Annotated in this window: 21 protein-coding genes; 13 read left to right on the top strand and 8 right to left on the bottom strand. The window is 67.9% G+C overall.

Annotated features, from left to right (window positions below; all coding sequences use genetic code 11):
- Positions 1-20 precede the first annotated feature (20 nt).
- From ASC92_RS15585 to ASC92_RS15535, 11 genes are all read left to right on the top strand, one after another.
- Complete coding sequence (locus tag ASC92_RS15585) at positions 21-1,019, top strand: tripartite tricarboxylate transporter substrate-binding protein (protein ID WP_056517202.1); 999 nt, start codon at positions 21-23, stop codon at positions 1,017-1,019.
- A gap of 120 nt (positions 1,020-1,139) precedes the next feature.
- Entirely contained in the window at positions 1,140-1,664 is a 525-nt protein-coding gene (locus tag ASC92_RS15580; protein WP_056517200.1) for a helix-turn-helix domain-containing protein, read from the top strand.
- The gene (locus ASC92_RS15575; protein WP_056517197.1) at positions 1,664-2,980 is read left to right on the top strand and encodes a type II toxin-antitoxin system HipA family toxin; all 1,317 of its coding nucleotides are present in this window, start codon (positions 1,664-1,666) and stop codon (positions 2,978-2,980) included. Before ASC92_RS15580 ends, ASC92_RS15575 begins: the two co-directional genes overlap by 1 nt.
- Before the next feature lie 65 nt (positions 2,981-3,045).
- Entirely contained in the window at positions 3,046-3,960 is a 915-nt protein-coding gene (locus tag ASC92_RS15570; protein WP_056517194.1) for a dihydrodipicolinate synthase family protein, read from the top strand.
- Between the two features lie 38 nt (positions 3,961-3,998).
- The gene (locus tag ASC92_RS15565) at positions 3,999-5,132 is read left to right on the top strand and encodes a branched-chain amino acid ABC transporter substrate-binding protein (RefSeq protein WP_056517191.1); all 1,134 of its coding nucleotides are present in this window, start codon (positions 3,999-4,001) and stop codon (positions 5,130-5,132) included.
- A 14-nt stretch (positions 5,133-5,146) separates the two neighbouring features.
- Positions 5,147-6,082, top strand: coding sequence for a 4-hydroxyproline epimerase (locus ASC92_RS15560; protein ID WP_056517188.1), 936 nt, complete (start codon positions 5,147-5,149; stop codon positions 6,080-6,082).
- Between the two features lie 11 nt (positions 6,083-6,093).
- Positions 6,094-7,197 carry an NAD(P)/FAD-dependent oxidoreductase gene (locus ASC92_RS15555; protein ID WP_056517182.1) on the top strand — a complete coding sequence of 368 codons (1,104 nt, stop codon included), beginning with the start codon at positions 6,094-6,096 and terminating at the stop codon, positions 7,195-7,197.
- Positions 7,194-7,442, top strand: coding sequence for a (2Fe-2S)-binding protein (locus tag ASC92_RS15550; RefSeq protein ID WP_056517179.1), 249 nt, complete (start codon positions 7,194-7,196; stop codon positions 7,440-7,442). The genes ASC92_RS15555 and ASC92_RS15550 overlap by 4 nt, the downstream gene beginning before the upstream one ends.
- Positions 7,439-8,716 carry an FAD/NAD(P)-binding oxidoreductase gene (locus ASC92_RS15545; protein WP_056517177.1) on the top strand — a complete coding sequence of 426 codons (1,278 nt, stop codon included), beginning with the start codon at positions 7,439-7,441 and terminating at the stop codon, positions 8,714-8,716. The genes ASC92_RS15550 and ASC92_RS15545 overlap by 4 nt, the downstream gene beginning before the upstream one ends.
- Before the next feature lie 23 nt (positions 8,717-8,739).
- Positions 8,740-9,408, top strand: coding sequence for a GntR family transcriptional regulator (locus ASC92_RS15540; RefSeq protein WP_157609066.1), 669 nt, complete (start codon positions 8,740-8,742; stop codon positions 9,406-9,408).
- Between the two features lie 62 nt (positions 9,409-9,470).
- Positions 9,471-10,409, top strand: coding sequence for a fatty acid desaturase family protein (locus ASC92_RS15535; protein ID WP_056517170.1), 939 nt, complete (start codon positions 9,471-9,473; stop codon positions 10,407-10,409).
- On the opposite strand, the gene ASC92_RS15530 is transcribed toward ASC92_RS15535, so the two are convergent.
- The 7 genes from ASC92_RS15530 to ASC92_RS15505 all read right to left on the bottom strand — a co-directional run bounded on the left by ASC92_RS15530 (position 10,397) and on the right by ASC92_RS15505 (position 15,689).
- Complete coding sequence (locus ASC92_RS15530) at positions 10,397-11,284, bottom strand: EamA family transporter (protein WP_056517169.1); 888 nt, start codon at positions 11,282-11,284, stop codon at positions 10,397-10,399. The two genes, ASC92_RS15535 and ASC92_RS15530, sit on opposite strands and share 13 nt — an antisense overlap.
- A gap of 12 nt (positions 11,285-11,296) precedes the next feature.
- A complete protein-coding gene (locus ASC92_RS15525; RefSeq protein WP_056517166.1) occupies positions 11,297-11,617 on the bottom strand; it encodes a hypothetical protein in 321 nt (106 codons plus the stop codon).
- An 80-nt stretch (positions 11,618-11,697) separates the two neighbouring features.
- Positions 11,698-11,868 carry a hypothetical protein gene (locus tag ASC92_RS29080; protein WP_165403299.1) on the bottom strand — a complete coding sequence of 57 codons (171 nt, stop codon included), beginning with the start codon at positions 11,866-11,868 and terminating at the stop codon, positions 11,698-11,700.
- Between the two features lie 123 nt (positions 11,869-11,991).
- Positions 11,992-13,416 carry an ATP-dependent RNA helicase DbpA gene (gene dbpA, locus ASC92_RS15520; protein WP_056517163.1) on the bottom strand — a complete coding sequence of 475 codons (1,425 nt, stop codon included), beginning with the start codon at positions 13,414-13,416 and terminating at the stop codon, positions 11,992-11,994.
- An 83-nt stretch (positions 13,417-13,499) separates the two neighbouring features.
- The gene (gene infA, locus ASC92_RS15515; protein WP_007828652.1) at positions 13,500-13,769 is read right to left on the bottom strand and encodes a translation initiation factor IF-1; all 270 of its coding nucleotides are present in this window, start codon (positions 13,767-13,769) and stop codon (positions 13,500-13,502) included.
- 58 nt (positions 13,770-13,827) lie between these two features.
- Complete coding sequence (locus ASC92_RS15510) at positions 13,828-14,097, bottom strand: hypothetical protein (protein WP_056517159.1); 270 nt, start codon at positions 14,095-14,097, stop codon at positions 13,828-13,830.
- Positions 14,098-14,450: 353 nt separating this feature from the next.
- Positions 14,451-15,689, bottom strand: coding sequence for an MFS transporter (locus tag ASC92_RS15505; protein WP_056517156.1), 1,239 nt, complete (start codon positions 15,687-15,689; stop codon positions 14,451-14,453).
- A 162-nt stretch (positions 15,690-15,851) separates the two neighbouring features.
- Between ASC92_RS15505 and ASC92_RS15500 the strand changes: the two genes are divergently transcribed.
- Positions 15,852-17,231: a PLP-dependent aminotransferase family protein gene (locus ASC92_RS15500; protein ID WP_321164587.1), complete on the top strand. Its 1,380-nt coding sequence runs from the start codon at positions 15,852-15,854 to the stop codon at positions 17,229-17,231.
- 8 nt (positions 17,232-17,239) lie between these two features.
- Here ASC92_RS15500 and ASC92_RS15495 read toward each other — a convergent pair whose 3' ends face one another.
- Positions 17,240-18,295 carry a sugar phosphate isomerase/epimerase family protein gene (locus ASC92_RS15495; RefSeq protein ID WP_056517152.1) on the bottom strand — a complete coding sequence of 352 codons (1,056 nt, stop codon included), beginning with the start codon at positions 18,293-18,295 and terminating at the stop codon, positions 17,240-17,242.
- A 140-nt stretch (positions 18,296-18,435) separates the two neighbouring features.
- Here ASC92_RS15495 and ASC92_RS15490 point away from each other — a divergent pair, with 140 nt between their 5' ends.
- Positions 18,436-19,317 (top strand): gamma-glutamyl-gamma-aminobutyrate hydrolase family protein, encoded by an 882-nt coding sequence (locus tag ASC92_RS15490; protein WP_056517148.1) that lies wholly within the window; start codon positions 18,436-18,438, stop codon positions 19,315-19,317.
- Position 19,318: the final 1 nt, after the last annotated feature.

Genomic DNA, 19,318 nt, shown 5'->3' with positions numbered 1-19,318 from the left:
TTGTTCCCTTCCTGTTGACGATGACCAAGAAAGTGGCCACACAGATGACCTCCACCCCGCTCACCCGACGTTCATTGACCGCGCTTGCTGCCGCGGCGGTGCTTGGTGCCATCGCACCGGCTCATGCGCAGCAGCGCGTGATCCACATCATCGTGCCCTTCGCCACCGGCGCGGTGCAGGACACGGTGGCCCGCGCCTTCAACAACGAGCTGGGCGCGGCGCTCGGCGCCAGCGCCATCGTCGAGAACCGCGCGGGTGCGGGCGGCACCGTGGGCGCGGCCCTGGTGGCGCGCGCGCCGGCCGACGGCAACATGCTGATCCTCGCGGCCGCGAGCCACAACATCGCGGGCTTCCTCTACAACAAGCTGAGCTACGACCCGCTGAAGGATTTCGTCGGCGTGGCCAACGTCGGCAACGCGGGCTATGTGCTGGCGGTGGCGAGCGGCATGAACGTGTCGACCACGGCCGACTTCATCAAGGTGGTCAAGGCCAACCCTGGCAAGTACAACTACGCCTCGGCCGGCAACGGCAGCGCGACGCACCTTGCGATGGCATCGTTCCTCGCGAAGGCCGGGCTGCAGATGACGCACATCCCGACCAAGTCGACCGGCGAGGCCGTCAACGAGGTGCTGGCAGGTCGCGTGCAGGCGGTGATCTCGTCGAGCATCGGCGTGATCGGCTTCCAGGACGATGCGCGCATCAAGCTGCTGGCCTCCACCGGCCAGTCGCGCAGCCCCTTCCTGCCCAAGCTGCCGACCGTGGCCGAGAGCGGCCTGCCGGGCTATGCCTTCGATTCGTGGATCGGTTTGCTTGCGCCGGCCGGCACGTCGAAGGCGGAGGTGGAACGCATTAACGCCGCGGCCAACAAGGTGCTGGCCGAGCCGGCGATCCAGGAGCGCTTCAAGCGCCTGGGCGTGGAGCCGCGCAGCCAGAGCGCCGAGGAGTTCCAGAAGCTGTTGCGCGCGGATTGGGATGCGATGGGAGCGGTGGTGAAGGCCTCGGGCGCGAAGATCGACTAGTCGCGAATTACAAGCCAGTTCTTGTTTTTGGTCATTACAAGCTTAGGCTTGTAAGTTGTAAACATATGCCAAAGCTTGTATGTTGACAAAATAAGCCAGGACCGATATCTTGCTCGCAAGATGGACTTTCCCCTTCGCTTCGTCGACCAGCTACGGCCACACCTGAAGGCGCTGCGGAAAAAACGCGGCCTGACACAGGCACAAGCGGGTGCGCTCGTCGGCGTCAGCCAGGCCCGGATCGCAGAGATCGAGGCGAATCCCGGTGCCGTGGGTTTCGAGCAGTTGATGAAGCTGCTGTCGGTGCTGGGGGCGTCCTTCTACCTGCGGGAAGAAACACCTTCGAGCGGCGGCCCCCTGTACGCGATGGAGGAGCGCGTGAAGTACGAGCCTCCACAGGACACGGCCGTGAAAGTCCCGCCAGGGTGGGAAACCCGGAAGATGAGTGGCGGCTCCGTGCTGGCGACGCTGGCCCCCGGGGAGCCGGACGCTCCGGCGCCGCCATCGTTCGAGGACGCGCCGGCTCAGGTTCCATCGACCGCACCGGGTGCATTGCTCCGGCTGCTTCAAGCGCTGAACCCAGGCATGGACGTCAAGCCGACATCGCGCCGCAGCTTCGTCATCCGGCCAAAGACAGGTTCCTGGTGATGCAGTCGCTGAACGCGTGGATGAACGGGGAGCTGGTCGGCACCTGGTCTGTCGATCGCGACTCCCACGCTTTCAGGTATCACCCCGGGTGGCTGGAATCGCCGCGACAGCGGTCGCTGTCGCTGTCGATTCCGATCAACAGCACGCTCGAAGTCCAGGGCGAGGTGGTCAGGAACTACTTCGACAACCTGCTGCCCGACAACATCGGGATCCGCGCGCGCCTGGGCCATCGTTTCAAGCTCAAGGACATCAACACCTTCGACCTGCTCGAAGCCATCGGGCGCGACTGTGTCGGCGCCGTGCAGCTGCTGCCCGAAGGCGCCGCGCCCGAAGGCTGGAAGACCATGAACTGCGAGCCTCTCGACGAAGAGGAAATCGCCGAGCTGCTGCGGGCCGTTCCGTCCGACGCCACCCCCGAAAGCATGCGCGACGAAGACCTGTTCCGCATCTCCCTTGCCGGAGCCCAGGAGAAGACCGCCCTGACCCGCTGGAACGGCGCGTGGTGCCGCCCGCACGGCGCCACGCCCACCACGCACATCATCAAGCTGCCGCTCGGGCTCATTGGCGGCTCCAGGCGCGTGGACGCATCCGACTCGGTGCAGAACGAATGGGTTTGCGCGCAGATCGTCGAGGCGCTCGGGCTGCCTGTGGCGCCCACATCCATGGCGAGCTTCGGTGGCCAGACGGTCCTGGTGGTGGAGCGCTTCGATCGCGAGTGGATGGACGGTGGCACATGGATCGCGCGCCTGCCGCAAGAAGATTTTTGCCAGGCCATGGGACTGCCGTCGAACGAAAAATACGAGCAGCATGGAGGCCCCGGCATGCCCAGGTGCCTGCAGCTCCTGCAGGGAAGCCGGAGCACCGACGACAGCACCCGGTTCCTGCTGACCCAACTGGCCTTCTTTCTTCTCGCCGCAACGGACGGCCACGCCAAGAACTTTTCGGTCCGCCTGTATCAGGGCGATGTCTACGACATGACGCCGCTCTACGACATCATTTCGATGTGGCCCTATTTCGGCAATGGGCCCAACCATTTCCAGCCGCGCCAGGCAGGCTTGGCCATGGCGGTTCGCTCCAAGAGCAAGCACTACGTTTTTCACACCATCCAGGCGCGACATTGGCACCAGCTGGCAATGAAGAACGGTGGCATCGACGTGTGGAACGCCATGCTGGAGATGGTGGCGTCGCTCGGCCAAGCATTGGGCGAAGTCGAAGCCCTTTTGCCGGGCGACTTTCCCGCGCGGACCTGGGAAGCCATTTCGCAGGGCATGCGAAGCGAAGCCGAGCGCTTCCTCGGGGGGATAGAAAAATCTTGACGATATATCCTTAATATATTTAAAGTGCGCCTGATTTCCACCGCACACCATCAGGAGCACCATCCGTGACCAATCCCCGCTGGCAAGGCATCTTCCCCGCCATCACCACCAAGTTCCACGCCGACGAGAGCATCGATGCCGAGGGCACCGCCCGGCACATCGACTTCCAGATCCGCAACGGCATCCATGGCCTCGTCACCTGCGGCTCGCTCGGCGAAGCCAGCACGCTGACGCTGGAAGAAAAGCTCCAGGTCGCGAAGATCGCGCTGGACGCCGCCGACGGCCGCATTCCGGTGCTGGCCAACGTGTCGGAAACCAGCACGCGAGAGGCGCTGCGCTACGTGGAGGGCGCCAACAAGCTCGGCGTGGCCGGCTTCATGGTGATGCCTTCGGTGATCTACGTGGCCGACGCGCGCGAGGCGATGCTCAACGTGCGCACCATCGCCAACGCGGCACAAAAGCCGATCATGGTCTACAACAACCCGGTGGCCTACCGCGTCGACCTCAAGCCCGAGCACATGGTCGAGCTGGCTGACTGCGATTGGATCGCGGCGATCAAGGAGAGCACCGACAACATCCGCCGCATCACCGACCTGCGCAACACGGTGGGCGACCGCTACCAGCTGTTCCTTGGCGTGGACGACCTGGCCTACGAAGGCCTGGCCTTGGGCTGCGACGGCCTGCTGGCCGGCGTGGGTTGTGCCTTCCCGCGCGAGACCGTCGCGCTGTACGACCTGATGAAGGCCGGCCAGTTCGCCGAGGCGCTCAAGCTCTACCAGTGGATGACGCCGATGCTGCACCTCGACGTGTCGACCAAGCTGGTGCAGAACCTCAAGCTCATCGACCTGCTGGTGGGCGTGGGCACCGAGCACATGCGCCGGCCGCGCCTGCCGCTCATCGGCGAGGAGCGCGCTTTCGTCGAGGCCGTCGTGAAGAAGGCGCTCGCCACGCGGCCTGCGCAGTATCAATCGGTTATGTAATAAGCCCCTCTTTTCATTGTCCCAACCTAGGAAGAAGCATGAAGTCAAAAGCAAACATGGTTTCGTTTCTCGGCCTCGTGGCCATCGCCATCGCGGGCCAGGCACAGGCACAGGAGCAGGTGGTCAAGATCGGTCACAGCGGTCCGCTCTCGGGCCCCAATGCCTTCGCGGGCAAGGACAATGAAAACGGCGTGCGCCTCGCCGTCGAGGAACTCAACGCTAAGAAGCTCAGCGTCGGCGGCAAGACGCTGAAGTTCGAGATGGTGTCGGAAGACGACCAGTGCGACGCCAAGACCGGCGTGAGCGTGGCGCAGAAGTTCGTCGACGACGGCGTCAAGTTCGTCATGGGCCCGTACTGCTCGGGCGTGGCCATTCCGGCGTCGCGCATCTACAGCGACGGCGGCACCATGGTCTCCACGGTGGGCACCAACCCGAAGGTCACGCAGGGTGGCTACAAGAACCTCTACCGCATCATCGCGAGCGACAACCAGATCGGCGGCGCCATGGCGGTCTACGCGGCCAAGGTGCTGAAGGTGACCAAGGTCGGCGTGATCGACGACCGCACCGCCTTCGGCCAGGGCCTCGCCGAAGAGTTCACCAAGGAAGCGAAGAAGCAGGGCCTGACCGTGGTCGGCCAGGAGTTCACCACCGACAAGGCCGTGGACTTCACCGCCATCCTGACCAACATGAAGGCCAAGGCGCCCGAGGCCATCTTCTTTGGCGGCTATGCACCGCAGGCCGCGCCCATGGCGCGCCAGATGAAGCAGCTGGCCGTACCCGGCAAGCTGCTGGGCGGCGACACCGTGTGCAGCCCGGCCACCGGCAAGCTCGGCGGCGACGCGGTCAACGACCTCGTGTTCTGCGCGCAGGGCGGCTCCATCCTCGAGAAGGCGCAGAGCGGCCCGGCTTTCAAGGAGAAGTTCAAGAAGCGCTTCAACGTCGATCCCGACGCGTACGCTGCTTCGTACTACGACCAGGTGCTGCTCATCGGCGAGTCGATGAAGAAGGCCAACTCCATCGACCCCGACAAGGTGGGCGCCGAGCTCTACAAGACCACCTACAAGGGCGTGGCCGCAACCTATTCGTACGACGACAAGGGCAACATGAAGCAGGCGCCCATCACCGTCTTCACTTTCAAGAACGCGGCGCCCGTTCCCCTCGCCAGCTACTGATCGGACCCAGCCACATGCAACGCATCCAGGTCATCGATTCGCACACGGGCGGCGAGCCCACGCGCCTTGTGATCGGCGGGTTTCCCGATCTGGGCGGCGGCAGCATGGCCGAGCGCCGTGCGCTGCTGGCCGAGCGGCACGACAAGTGGCGCGCGGCGGCCGTGCTGGAGCCGCGCGGCAGCGACGTGGTGGTGGGGGCGCTGCTTTGCGAGCCCGTGTCTCCGGATGCGGCTGCCGGCGTGGTCTTCTTCAACAACGCCGGCTACATCGGCATGTGCGGCCACGGCACCATCGGGCTGGTCGCGAGCCTTGCGCACATGGGACGCATCGGCGTGGGCGAGCACCGGATCGAGACGCCCGTCGGCACGGTCACGACCACGCTGCACGAAGACGGCTCGGTGAGCGTGCGCAACGTGCCGGCCTACCGGCATCTGCACCAGGTGGCGGTCGAGCTGCCGAGCCATGGCACCGTGCGCGGCGACGTGGCCTGGGGCGGCAACTGGTTCTTCCTGGTGAGCGAGCACGGCCAGCGCGTGGCGAGCGACAACCTCGCGGCGCTGACCGGCTACACCTCTGCCTTGCGTCGTGCACTGGCGGCGCAAGGCATCACCGGCGCGGATGGTGCGGAGATCGATCACGTCGAACTCTTTGCCAACGACAGCGAAGGCGCGGACAGCCGCAACTTCGTGCTGTGCCCCGGCAATGCCTACGACCGCTCGCCTTGCGGCACCGGCACCAGCGCCAAGATCGCCTGCCTCGCCGCCGACGGCAAGCTCGCACCGGGCGAAGTGTGGACGCAGGCCAGCGTGATCGGCAGCCGCTTCGAGGCCAGCTACGAGATAGCGGATGGCAAGGTCATTCCCACGCTGCGCGGCCGCGCATACATCAGCGCCGAAGCCACGCTCCTGATCGAAGAAGACGATCCCTTCGGCTGGGGCATCCGGCTCTGACATCGGGCGGCATGGACGCGGATGTCATCGTCATCGGCGCCGGCATCGTCGGCGCGGCATGCGCGCAGGCGCTCGCACAGGCGGGGCGCAGGGTGTTGGTGCTCGATGCGAGCATCGGCGGTGCCACCGGCGCGGGCATGGGCCACCTCGTGGTGATGGACGACAACGCGGCAGAGCTCGAACTGAGCCGCCATTCAGTCGCGCAGTGGCGCGAGCTGGCGCCGCGCATGAGCGACGACTGCGCGTACAGCGCCTGCGGCACGCTCTGGATCGCCGCGAACGACGAAGAGATGGCGGAGGCCGAGCGCAAGCAGCAGCGGCTGCGCGCGCATGGCATCGACAGCCGGCTGCTCGGTGCGCGCGAACTGGCGACCGCCGAGCCCGCCTTGCGCAAGGGGCTGTCGGGCGCGCTCGAAGTGCCGGGCGACGGCATCCTCTATGCGCCGAATGCCGCGCGCTGGCTGCTCACCCAGAACACGGAATCGATCCGCGTCGAGCACGCGAAGGTCGAGGCCATCGAAGACGACGGCACGTTGCGGCTCGCCGACGGCAGCCGCCGCACAGCGCCGCAGATCGTGCTGGCCAACGGCATCCAGGCGACGGCGCTGTGCCCCGAACTCCCGATTCGCCCGAAGAAGGGCCATTTGCTGATCACCGACCGCTATCCGGGCACCGTGCATCACCAACTGGTCGAACTCGGCTACGTGACCAGCGCGCACCACAGTGACGGCGATTCGGTCGCCTTCAACGTGCAGCCACGGCCCACGGGGCAGCTGCTGGTCGGCTCGTCGCGCCAGTTCGACACGACCGACCCGGCGGTCGAGGCGCCGATGCTCGCGCGCATGCTCCAGCGCACGCTGGACTACCTGCCCGGGCTCGCGAACCTCAACGCGGTGCGCTCGTGGACCGGCATGCGCGCGGCATCGCCCGACGGGCTTCCGCTGCTGGGCAAGCACCCGTGGCGCGAGAAGCTCTGGCTCGCTGTCGGACATGAAGGGCTCGGTGTGACCACTGCGCCGGGCAGCGCGCATCTGCTTGCTGCCTTGATGACCGGTGCGACCCCCGACTTCGATGCGGCGCCCTACGCGCCGCGCAGCCTCCGGGATATCGCATGAGCGGCCACACCCTGTTGAACATCGACGGCCATCTGGTGCGCGTGAAGGCGGGCAGCTCGGTCGCTGCCGCGCTGCGCGTTGCCGGCGGCATGGGCGTGGCGCGCACCTCGGTCTCGGGCCAGCCGCGCGCGCCGTTCTGCGGCATGGGCGTCTGCCAGGAATGCCGCGTGCTGGTCGATGGCCGGCGCAGGCTCGCGTGCCAGACGGTCTGCATCGAAGGCATGCGCGTGGAGACGACGGAATGACGACCGGCATGGCACAGGAAGATTGCGACGTGCTCGTCGTCGGTGCAGGCCCGGCCGGCATGGCCGCCGCGGTGGCGGCTGCGCCCAGCGGCGCATCGATCGTCGTGATCGACGACAACCCCGCGCCCGGCGGACAGATCTGGCGCGACGGCCCCGGCGCGGCATTGCCGCCTGCGGCGCGCAAGTGGCGCGATGCGCTCGAGCGCCATGCCAACATCCGCGTGCGCAGCGGCACGCGCGTCGTCGCCGCGCCCTCGCCCAGGGAACTGCTGCTCGAAGACGCCGAGCGCGCCACGCGCATGCGGTGGCGCAAGCTCATTCTCTGCACCGGTGCACGCGAACTTCTGCTGCCCTTCCCCGGATGGACGCTGCCCGGCGTGACCGGCGCGGGCGGCCTGCAGGCGCTCGTCAAGGCGGGCATGCCGGTCGAGGGCGAACGCATCGTCATCGCGGGCAGCGGGCCTCTGCTGCTTGCCGCTGCAGCCACTGCGCGCGCAGCCGGCGCGAAGGTGCTGCGCATCGCGGAGCAGGCGTCGTTCGCCTCGGTCGCGCGCTTCGGCGCCAGCCTCGCGCGCTGGCCCGGCAAGGCCGCGCAGGCAGTGACGCTGGCCGATCCGCAGTACCGCACTTCGTCGCGCATCATTGCGGCGCAGGGCATGGAGCGCGTCGAGTCGGTTCAGCTGCGGCAAGGCGGCAAGGAGACCGAGATTGCCTGCGACCGCATCGCCTGCGGCTTCGGCCTCACACCCAATACGCAGCTCGGCCAGCTGCTCGGCTGCGCGCTGAAGGCCCAAGCCCTGTGGGTCGATGCCCTGCAAGCCACCAGCGTCCCCGGCATCCATGCAGCCGGCGAATGCACCGGCTTCGGCGGCAGCGAACGCGCATTGGCGCAGGGCACGATCGCAGGCCATGCGGCCGTCGGCAACGAACGCGCAGCCAAGGCGCACGAAGGCGAACGCGCCCGCTGGAACGCCTTCGCCGCGCAGCTGCACCGCAGCTTCGCGCTGGCGCCAGCTATCAAGACGATGCCGCAGCCCGACACGCTCGTGTGCCGCTGCGAAGACGTTCCCTTCTCCGCGCTGGCAGGCTGCAGCGGCTGGACCGACGCCAAGCTGCACCGCCGCTGCGGCATGGGCGCCTGCCAGGGCCGCGTCTGCGGCGACGCGGCGCATTTCCTCTTCGGATGGACGCCGCCCGCGCCGCGCCCGCCGCTGTCGCCGGCCCGCATCTCGACGCTCGCAGGCCTGGCGAACGACGGCGATCCCCGACAATGACGCCGCCTCCGCAGAACAAGACCATGCCCGCCCCGACGACCGCCTCCCGCCCCCCGCCCAAGCGTCGCGCCGCCGACCTGGCCTACGATGCCATCGAGACGCTGCTGTCGACCATGCAGCTGCAGCCCGGAAGTCAGGTCGTCGAGGCCGAACTCGCCGAGCGCACGGGGCTCGGCCGCACACCGGTGCGCGAGGCGCTGATGCGCATGGTGTCCATCGGCCTCATCGTGCAGCAACCGCGCCGCGGGCTGCTCGTGTCGGCCATCGACCTGGCCGACCACCTCGACGTGATTCAGACCCGGCGCGTGCTCGAACGGCTGATCGCCGCCTGCTCGGCGCGCCGGGCCACCGCGCAGCAGCGCACCGACATCGTCCGCTGTGCCCGGACCATGGTCGACGCCGCGGCACGCGGCGACCTCACCGGCTACATGCGCGCCGACCATGCGCTGGACCTCGTCAACCACCAGGCGAGCCACAACGACTCGGCAGTGAGGGCGGTGATCCCGCCGATCGTGCAGTGCCGCCGCTTCTGGTACGCCTATCAGCACGAAGGCGAGATCGTCGAAGGCGCCAACGCGCACCTCGAACTGGCGCAGGGCATCGCGACCGGCGACGAAGCCGCCGCCATCGCGGGCGCCGAGCGGCTGATGGACTACCTCGAAGTCTTCGCGCGCAAGATCATCGACAAGTAGGCCGAAGGGCCTCCGGGGAATTCCGCGTGCCCCGCCGCGGGCAGCGGCGCATACTGGCCCGCATGGCCGCCGCTCCCCGCGCCCAACCCGAAGAATTCTTCACCGCCGAAGAATGGCAGTCGCTCACTGCGCGTTCTTCGTGGAAGGGCCTGTGGCTGGTGCTGCATTGCTGGGCCGTGATCGGCGCCGCCATGCTGGTGGGCATCGTGTGGCCGTGGACCCTTCCGCTCGTGGTGCCGGTCGTGGGTGCGCGGCAGTTGGGGCTGTTCATTCTCATGCATGACGCAGCGCACGCGGGGCTGCACAGCAACCGCAAGATCAACGACTGGGTGGGCTATTGGCTGTGCTCGTCGACGCTGCGCGACTACCGGCCGTACCACCTGCAGCACCACCGCTTCGTGCAGCAGACCGAAGACCCGGACCTCGTGCTGTCGGCGCCCTTCCCGGTCACGCGGGCTTCGATGTGGCGCAAGGTGGTGCGCGACCTGAGCGGACAGACCTTCTACAAGCAGCGCTTCGGGCATGTCGCCGAAGGCATTCGCAAGCGTGCGCCGGGCGAGTCGGCTTTGAGGGTGCTCGGCCGGGAGATTGCGAAAGACAAGCGCTTCCTCATCGCCAACGCCCTCGGCTTCCTCGCATTTGCGCTCGCCGGCTTCTGGTGGGCATGGCTGCTGATGTGGCTGCTGCCCATGGCCACCTGGCTGCCGCTCGTGAGCCGCGTGCGCAACATCGCCGAGCATGCGCTCGTGGCGCAGAACGAGGCCGACCCGCTGCGCCAGGCCCGCACTACGCACGCCGGCTGGCTCGAACGCATCCTGGTGGCGCCCTACTGGGTCAACTACCACTGCGAGCATCACATGTTCACCAATCTGCCTTGCTGGGCCTTGCCGAAGGCGCATCGCCTGCTGCAGCGGCGGGGAGCGATCGCGCGGATGGAAGTGCAGCCCGGCTACCTGAGCCTGCTGAAGCGCGCGACCTCGCCCTCGGCTCAGCCGGCCTGACGCGCAGGCGGCACGGCCCGCACCACAGGCTGCGCCCTGCGCTGGCTGAGCCAGATGCTCGCAATGACGATGACGATCCCCGTCACCTGCCACGCCGACAGCGTCTGCCCCAGCAGCGCCCAGCCCAGGATCACCGCCGTCACGGGACTCAGGAAAGCCAGCGGCGCGATCGCCGAGGGCTCCAGCCGCGCCACGCCGCGGAACCACACGATGTAGGTCAGCGCGGCGCCCACGAGGCCGAGCCAGCCGAAGCCGATCCAGTTCTGCGCCGTCAGCGCGGGCAGCGGCGGCTCCAGCAGCAGCGCCACCGGCAACAGCAGCAGGCCGCCAGCGGTGAGCTGCCACGCCGTGAAGGTGAGCGCCGACACCGGTGGCTGCCAGCGCCGGCTCAGCACCGTGCCGAAGGCCATCGACACCGCGGCGGCAATGGCCGCGGCAATGCCGATGGCGTCGAGCGCCGCGTTCGGCGTGAGCACCAGCAGCGCCACCCCGCCGATGCCGACGATTGCCGCCCCCACCGACAGCGCGCGCACCGGCGAGCCCAGGAAGGCGCTCGCGAGAAACACCACCAGCAGTGGCTGCACCGAAGTGATCGTCGCGGCCACGCCGCCCGGCAGCCGGTACGCCGCAAGGAACAGCATGGCCCAGAGGATCGAGAAGTTCAGCGCGCCGAGCAAGAAGATGCGGCCCCACCACGCCCGCCCAGGCAACTGCCGCACGATCAGGAGCAGCAGCAGGCCCGCGGGCAGCGCGCGCAGCAACGCGACCGTCAGCGGGTAGTTCGCGGGCAGCAGTTCGGTGGTGACGATGTAGGTGCTGCCCCAGATGGCGGGCGCTGTCGCGGTGAGGAGGATGTCGGCGGTGCGGCTGGTCATGCTTGCGCTACATCAGTCGTCGGCCGGCTCGGGCTCGGGTGCGCCCCAGCCCAGCAGCTCGGCCAGCCGCTGCACGATCCACATGGCCTCGGCCGTCGACACGCCCGATTCGGGCGTCGCCAGTCCGGCGTGGATGCGCCGCAGGATCTCGCTTTCGACCGGCACCTCGGTGTGGTGCTGGATCTGCGCGTGGCCCACGAGATGGCAGGCGAGGTCTTCGCACATCTCGTAGCGCTCGCGCACCATGCCGATCGGCTCGCTCAGGCGCTGGCGCGCGTCGGTGTAGACCGCGAAGAACGAGGGCGGGATGAGGATCTGGTTGTCGTCGGACATCGCTTGCTTATAGCTGCCCCAACGACAAAACGCGCCCGTGGGCGCGTTCGTCGTGGCTCCGGGGAGCCAGCGGGGCTGGGTCAGCCGCCCTTCGTGGGGCGCTTGCCAGGGTTCTTCTTGCTGCGCGTTGCGGTGCCGCGTTCGAGGCTGACCTTCTGGCCGCCACCGGAGCGGGGCACGGTGTAGCCGGGCATCGGCGTCGGCTTGGGGGTGGCAACGCGTTCGGCTTCGGTACGGAATGTCTTGGGCATGAAAAGCTCGGGTAAAAGTGATGAATGTTCGACCTGCAATTAGGCCACAGCGGAAATTTCACATGCCAATAACCGAAACGGCCATTGGCGAAGCGATACGAGGTGCGCGAAGCCTGGGCAGCCTTAGATAAGCCGCACCTTGACCGACTTGCCCTTGACGCGGCCGCTCGAGAGTTTGCGCGCCGCTTCTTCTGCAATGGCGCGGTCCACCGCCACGTACGTCGAGAACTCGTTGACGTTGATCTTGCCGACCTGGTCCTTGGCATAGCCGCAGTCGCCGGTCAGCGCGCCCAGCACGTCGCCGGCGCGGATTTTTTCCTTGCGGCCGCCCACGATCTGCAGCGTGGCCATCGGCGGCTTCAGCGGCTCGCCCTTGCCCGGCGTGAGCTCGGCCAGTTCGTGCCATTCGGATTCGCGGCCCTGCAACTGCTCGATTTTTCCGACGCTGCCCATTTCGTTCATGCTGGCCAGGTTCAGCGCCAGGCCTTCCGAACCGCCCTGCTGGCCCACGCGGCCGGTGCGGCCGACGCGGTGGATGTGGATTTCGGAATCGGGCGTCACGTCGACGTTGATCACGGCTTCGAGGTGCGAGATGTCAAGACCGCGCGCCGCCACGTCGGTGGCGACGAGCACCGAGCAGCTGCGGTTGGCGAACTGCACCAGCACCTGATCGCGCTCGCGCTGCTCCAGCTCGCCGAACAGCGCCAGCGCGCTGAAGCCCTGCGCCTGCAACACCTCGACGAGGTCGCGGCACTGCTGCTTGGTGTTGCAGAAGGCCAGCGTGCTGACGGGGCGGAAATGGTCGAGCAGCAGGCTCACGGTGTGCAGCCGCTCGCTGTCCTTCACCTGGTACCAGCGCTGGCGGATCTTGCTGCCTTCATGCTGCGCCTGCACTGTGATCTGCTCGGGGTTCTTCATGAACTGCTGCGCGAGCCTGGCGATGCCTTCGGGGTACGTGGCCGAGAACAGCAGCGTCTGGCGGGCCGAAGGGCACTGGCGCGCCACCGTCACGATGTCGTCGAAGAAGCCCATGTCGAGCATGCGGTCGGCTTCGTCGAGCACCAGTGTGTTGAGCGCCTCGAGGTCGAGGTTCTGGCGCTCGAGGTGGTCCATGATGCGGCCCGGCGTGCCCACGACGATGTGCGCACCGTGCTCCAGGCTGGCGATCTGCCCCCGCAGCGCAACGCCGCCGCAGAGCGTGACCACCTTGATGTTTTCTTCGGCACGCGCCAGGCGGCGGATTTCGGTCGTGACCTGGTCGGCCAGCTCGCGCGTCGGGCACAGCACCATCGCCTGGATGGCGAAGCGGCGCGGGTTCAGGTTGGAAAGCAGCGCCAGCGCAAAGGCGGCGGTCTTGCCGCTGCCGGTCTTGGCCTGCGCGATCAGGTCCTTGCCGAGCAGCGCCGGCGGCAGCGCGGCGGCCTGGATGGCCGTCATCTGCGTGTAGCCGAGCTGGGTGAGGTTGGCCAGCATCTGGGGCGAGAGCGCCAGCGAGGCAAAGCCGTTGTCGGCTGGAGTGCCGCCGGCTGTGGGGTTGGGTGTGGTCATCGTGCAGCAGCCGGGAAGTGCAAAAAACAAAAGCCTTGCCGGCGCCCTTTGCGGGCGCCGCAAGGCCTTTCGTCCCTCGCGGATCAGCGGCGGGGGGAGTTGTTGCCGCCGGTGGTCGGCGGCGGGCCGCGACGTTCCAGGTGACGGAAGGTGATACGGCCCTTGGTCAGGTCGTAGGGCGAGAGTTCGAGCGACACCTTGTCACCCGCCAGGATGCGGATGTGGTGCTTGCGCATCTTGCCGCCGCTGTAGGCGATCAGCTGATGGCCGTTGTCCAGCGTGACGCGGTAGCGCGAGTCGGGCAGGACTTCGGTCACTGCGCCGTTCATTTCGATCAGTTCTTCCTTGGGCATATGTGGTTACCTCTGACTCGTTCGATGTTTGTTGGAGATGGAATTGGGCGTAATTGTTTCAGCCCGCGCACGGAAGCGCGAGAGGGGCCTTCTTCGAAACCTGGGGGGCGCGTTCGCGCACCCAGCCGAGGCCTTGGTCGATGGCGTAGCCGACGGCGGCGGCATGGCTGGCAAAGCGCGGCGTGAAGCGCATCACGCGGTCGTGCATGCCGCTGCCGTGGCCGGAGCGGATCGAGACCGAAGCGGCGTACTTGCCGTCGTCCTGATGTCGGATGAGCGGGGAAACAAGGTACTTGCCCACCGCGATACTGTGTTGAATGATGTCCATGAAGCCTTGGCACAGCGCGCAGATGCAAAGCGCGAAATGCCTGAAAAATAATTGAAAACGGGCGTGGGCCGGCCGGAATGGCGCGGCGGACGCGCTATTCGCTTCAACAGGAACGAAGGCAGTGGTGGCAATCATGGGCGCCCGGTCTGGCGCTCCAACACACTGTGAAGCCGACTGAAAGTGAGGGGGGCCTGAAAAATCCAAGGGACAGTGCAGGTCAGCCGGCAATATGACGAAGTGCTTCGTCGTGGTATCGAAACGAACCCGCCATTATAGCTTGCAGGGCATGACAGTTGCTTGTCTTTAAAACAACGGTCTCATGAAAAAGGCCCCGAAGGGCCGTTGTTCTAGCACTATTTGCTATCAAAACCGTAGTTTGACGAGGCGCTGCGGGCCACGCTTGGACCGCGCAACAGCAGCATCAGCCCCGTGAACTGGCAGGCCGCCCCCACCCAGCCCACCGCGCCGACGCCGGCCAGTTCGATCGCCATGCCGCCCAGTGCCGAGCCGGCCGCAATGCCTAGGTAGATCGCTGACGCGTTGAGCGACAGCGTCATCGGCGCGCGCTCCGGCGCCAGCCGGATCAGCCGCACCGCCTGCGCCGGGCCAAACCCCCAGCCCGCGAAGCCCCACAGCGCCGACAGCCCCACGATCAGCGGGAGCGCCAAACCGCGCGGCAGCATCTGCGCCGAGAACGAGAGCCCACCCAGGATCAGCACCAGCATCAGCGCGAAGCCCTGCGCCATGCGATCGGCGCCGAAGCGGTCGGTGGCCCAGCCCCCGGCCGCGGTGCCGATGGCTGCCGCCACGCCGATGGCGAAGAACACCGCGCTCGCGCCTTCGGCGCCAAAGCCCAGCGTTTCCGAGAGGAACAGTGCAATGTAGGTGTAGAAGCTGAAGCCGCCCGTGGCCCACAGCATGCTGATCAGCAGTGCCGGCAGCACGCCCGGCTCGCGGGCCACGGCAAAGGCCGGCGCGCGCCTTGCAGCCACCGGGGCCTGCGCTAGCTGGCGCGGCAGCCCGAGGGCGAGGCCCAAGGTGGCAAGCGCCGCAGCCGCCGCGATCAGCAGGTAGGCCGTGCGCCAGCCGCCCCAGCCGGCGATCCACGCACCCAGCGGCACGCCCAGCGCCACCGCCACCGTGCCGCCGCCGGTCACGATGGCCAGCGCCCGGCCGCGCAGCGCGGGCGACACCATCGCGGCCGCCACCGCGCTCGCGGTCGGCAGGAACACGCCAGCCACCAGCCCCAGCGCGACCCTCGCGAATGCCAGCTGCGCAAAGCCATGCGCCATCGATGCCGCCAGCGTCAGCGCCGAGAAAGCCGCGAGGCTGGCGATCAGCAGCGGCCGGCGACCGAAGCGCGCCAGCAGAGCCGCCATCACCGGCGAGCCGATCGCATAGCTCAGCGCGAACAGCAGCACCAACTGCCCGGCCCGCGCGGCGCTGACCTGCAGGTCGGCCGCCAGCACCGGCAGCAGCCCCGCGACCATGAAGCTTTCGGTGCCGATGGCGAAGGCGCCCAGCGCGAGCCAGCCCAGGCTCAGGGGCAGGCGTTCAGGCGGTTGCGAGGTCGGGAGATCGGTGCCGTTCATGAGGAACTCCGTTGAAGCTGTGTTCGAGGCCTCCAGAGTACGTTTGCAATTGGCTCTTCAAAAGAACCACAATTGACGAAGTTCATGGAGCCACTTTTCGAACTCGCCATCCGCCTGCCGGGCGCCGGCTCGCGCGAACTGCTGCGCGAGGTACACCGCTAGCTGCGCGGCGCCATCCTCGACGGCCGGCTGCAGCCCGGCGCGCGCCTGCCCGCCACGCGCGCGCTGGCGCAGCGGCTGGGCGTGTCGCGCAACACCATGCTCGCGGCCTACGATCTGCTGCTGAGCGAGGGCTACCTGCTGGCGCGCCCCGGCGCAGGCACATACGTGGCCGACACGCTGCCGGCCTCCCGGCGCGGCCGCGCCACCAAAGCCTCGACAGCCCGGCGCGACCCCCGTCTGGTGCCGCTCACCCTTCCGGGCGCCGACCTCGCACCCACGCTGCAGCCATTGCCAGCGCGCGACGACTTCCGCGTCGGACTGCCCGACGTGAGCGCCTTTCCCTTCGACATCTGGCGCCGCCTGAGCGACCGCACGCTGCGCCGCGTCGCACGCCAGACCGCCGACTACGCCGACCCGCAGGGCCAGGGCGCGCTGCGCGAGGCCATCGCGAAGCACGTGTCGTTCACCCGCGCCGTCGGCTGCACCGCCGGCGACATCGTGGTCACGGCCGGCGCGCAGCAGGCCTTCGGGCTGCTCGCGCGCATCCTCGTCGTACCGGGGCGCACGGTGGTCGCGGTCGAGCAGCTGTTCTATCCCTCGCTGCGCGAAGCCATGCTGGCCGCTGGCGCGAAAGTGGTGACTGTGCCGACCGACGACGAAGGAATGTGCGTGGACCGCATTCCGACCGAGGCCCGCGTGGTCTGCGTGACCCCCTCGCACCAATTCCCCACTGGCGTGGCGATGTCGCCGCCGCGCCGTGCCGCCCTATTGGCTTTCGCGCGGGCGCGCAACGCGGTCGTCATCGAGGACGACTACGACGGCGAATTCCGCTTCGCCGGCCGCCCGCTCGATGCGCTGCAGACCCTCGACCGCGCCGAGTCGGTCTTCTACATCGGCACCTTTTCCAAGAGCCTGTTCCCCGCGTTGCGGCTGGGCTTCGTGGTGGCGCCGCCCTGGGCCCGCGCGGCGCTGGTGCGCGCGCGCGAACTGGCCGACTGGCACGGCCCGGTGCTGGGCCAGGAGGCCCTGGCCGCCTTCATCGCCGAAGGGCACCTGGCGCGCCACATCCGCAAGATGCGCAAGCTCTACGGCGCACGGCGCACCGCATTGCTCGAGGCGCTGGCACGCCACGGTGCGGGCCGGCTCGAAGTGATTCGTTCGGACGCCGGCCTGCACCTGTCGGCCCGGCTGCACGGCGGTACGCGCGCCGATGCGGTGGTGGAGCGCGCCGCCGCGGCCGGCATTACGCTGCCGCCGCTCTCGCGTTTTGCGCTCGATCCGCACGCGCCCGGCGTGGCCAACGGCCTCGCCTTCGGCTACGGGCTGATCGCCGAGCAGCAGATCGACGGCGCGATCCGTCGGCTGGTCGCGTTGCTCTGACGGTCAGGTCAGCCGATCCCGAGCATCCGCCTGTTGGCCGCCACGTCCACCCCGCCCGCCGCGAAGTCGTCGAACGCCCGGTCCGCCACGTGGATGATGTGGTCGGCGATGAACTTCGCGCCTTCGCGCGCGCCGTCTTCCGGGTGCTTGATGCAGCACTCCCACTCCAGCACCGCCCAGCCCGGAAAGTCGTACTGCGCCATCTTCGAGAAGATGGCCTTGAAGTTCACCTGCCCATCGCCCAGCGAGCGAAAGCGCCCGGCCCGGTTAATCCAGCTCTGGAAACCGCCATACACGCCCTGCTTGCCGGTCGGATTGAACTCGGCGTCCTTCACGTGGAAGATCTTGATGCGCTCGTGGTAGTGGTCGATGTACGCCAGGTAGTCGAGCTGCTGCAGCATGAAGTGGCTCGGGTCGTACAGCAGGCAGGCGCGCGGGTGGTTGTTCACGCGCTCCAAAAACATCTCGTAGCTCACGCCGTCGTGCAGGTCTTCGCCGGGGTGGATCTCATAGCCCACGTCCACGCCCACGGCGTCGAAGGCGTCGAGGATCGGCCGCCAGCGGCGCGCCAGCTCGTCGAAGGCTTCCTCGATGAGCCCCGGCGGGCGCGGCGGCCACGAATAGAGATACGGCCATGCCAGCGCACCCGAGAAGGTCGCGTGCGCCGTGAGGCCCAGATTGGCCGAGGCCTTCGCCGCGAAGTGCAGCTGCTCGACCGCCCACTGCTGCCGCCGCACCGGGTCGCCGCGCACCTCGGGCGCCGCAAAGCCGTCGAAGCCCGCGTCGTAGGCCGGGTGCACCGCCACCAGCTGGCCCTGCAGGTGCGTCGAGAGTTCGGTGATCTCCAGGCCGTGCTTCGCCAGCGCGCCCTTCACCTCGTCGCAGTAGGTCTTGCTCTCGGCGGCGCGCCGGAGGTCGAACAGGCGCGCGTCCCAGCTCGGGATCTGCACGCCCTTGTAGCCCAGGCCGGCGGCCCAGCCGGCGATGCCGTCGAGCGTGTCGAACGGGGCGGTGTTTCCCGCGAACTGGGCCAGAAAAATGGCGGGGCCCTTGATGGTTTTCATCGGCTTGTCTTCCTTCTTCGTTGGGGCGGCGTTGAAAGCATACTTGGCGTGTCGTCCGACCCCGTGCGAGAGGCCAACGAGCCAAAATGGACTTTCCTTTCCGCATCCCTCGTCCGGTTCCCACTGACGACAGTCCCGCGATGACACAACCTGTTTCCGCCCGACTCAAGATCGGCCTGTCCGCCTGCTTCTCGCATGCCGACCCGGCCCGCTCGCTCTTCACCAACAAGACGCTGCAGTACGTCGAGCAGTCGATTGCGCACTGGCTCATGTCCGCCGGCGCGATGGTGGTGATGGTGCCCTGCCCCACCGGCGAAACCGCGCGCGGCGACACCAAGCTTTCACACTACGCAGAGTGGCTCGACGGCGTCGTGATGCACGGCGGTGCCGACGTCTGGCCCGGCAGCTACGGCGAGGTGCCGCTCAAGGATGCGTGGATCGGCGACCAGATCCGCGACCTCTACGACCTCGCGCTGGTCGAAGCCTTCGAGCAGGCCGGCAAGCCGATCTTCGGCGTGTGCCGCGGGCTGCAGCTCATCAACGTGGCCTTCGGCGGCACGCTCTACCAGGACATCGAGGCGCAGCATCCCGACGGCCTGCGCCACCGCGACCCGGTGACCTACGACCAGAACTTCCACGAGATCGAGCTGGTGCAGGGCACGCGGCTGTCCAAGCTCTTTCCGCAGGTGCAGAAGGCGCGCGTCAACAGCATCCACCACCAAGGCATCAAGGGGCTCGCGCCGGGCTTCGAGATCGAGGCCTGGAGCCTGCCCGACCGCGTGCCTGAGGCCATCCGCCGCCGGTCCGACAAGGGCCGCAGCTACATCGCCGCGACCCAGTGGCACCCCGAGTTCCACAAGTACGGCAGCACCGAGACGGTCGACGACACGCCGATCCTGCATGACTTTTTGTGGGCCTGCGCGACTGCCAGGGTCGCGCCCAAGACGTCGCCGGGGTCCGGCCCCGCCAAGATCCGCGACCGCGCGGCGCGAGTGCTGCGACAGGCGCTGCTGCGGCGCTGAC

It is taken from the genome of Variovorax sp. Root411 (genome assembly GCF_001425205.1).
Taxonomy (GTDB): Bacteria; Pseudomonadota; Gammaproteobacteria; order Burkholderiales; family Burkholderiaceae_C; genus Variovorax.
Note: the sequence above shows the minus strand (reverse complement) of the source record. Positions and strands in the feature narration are given on the sequence as shown.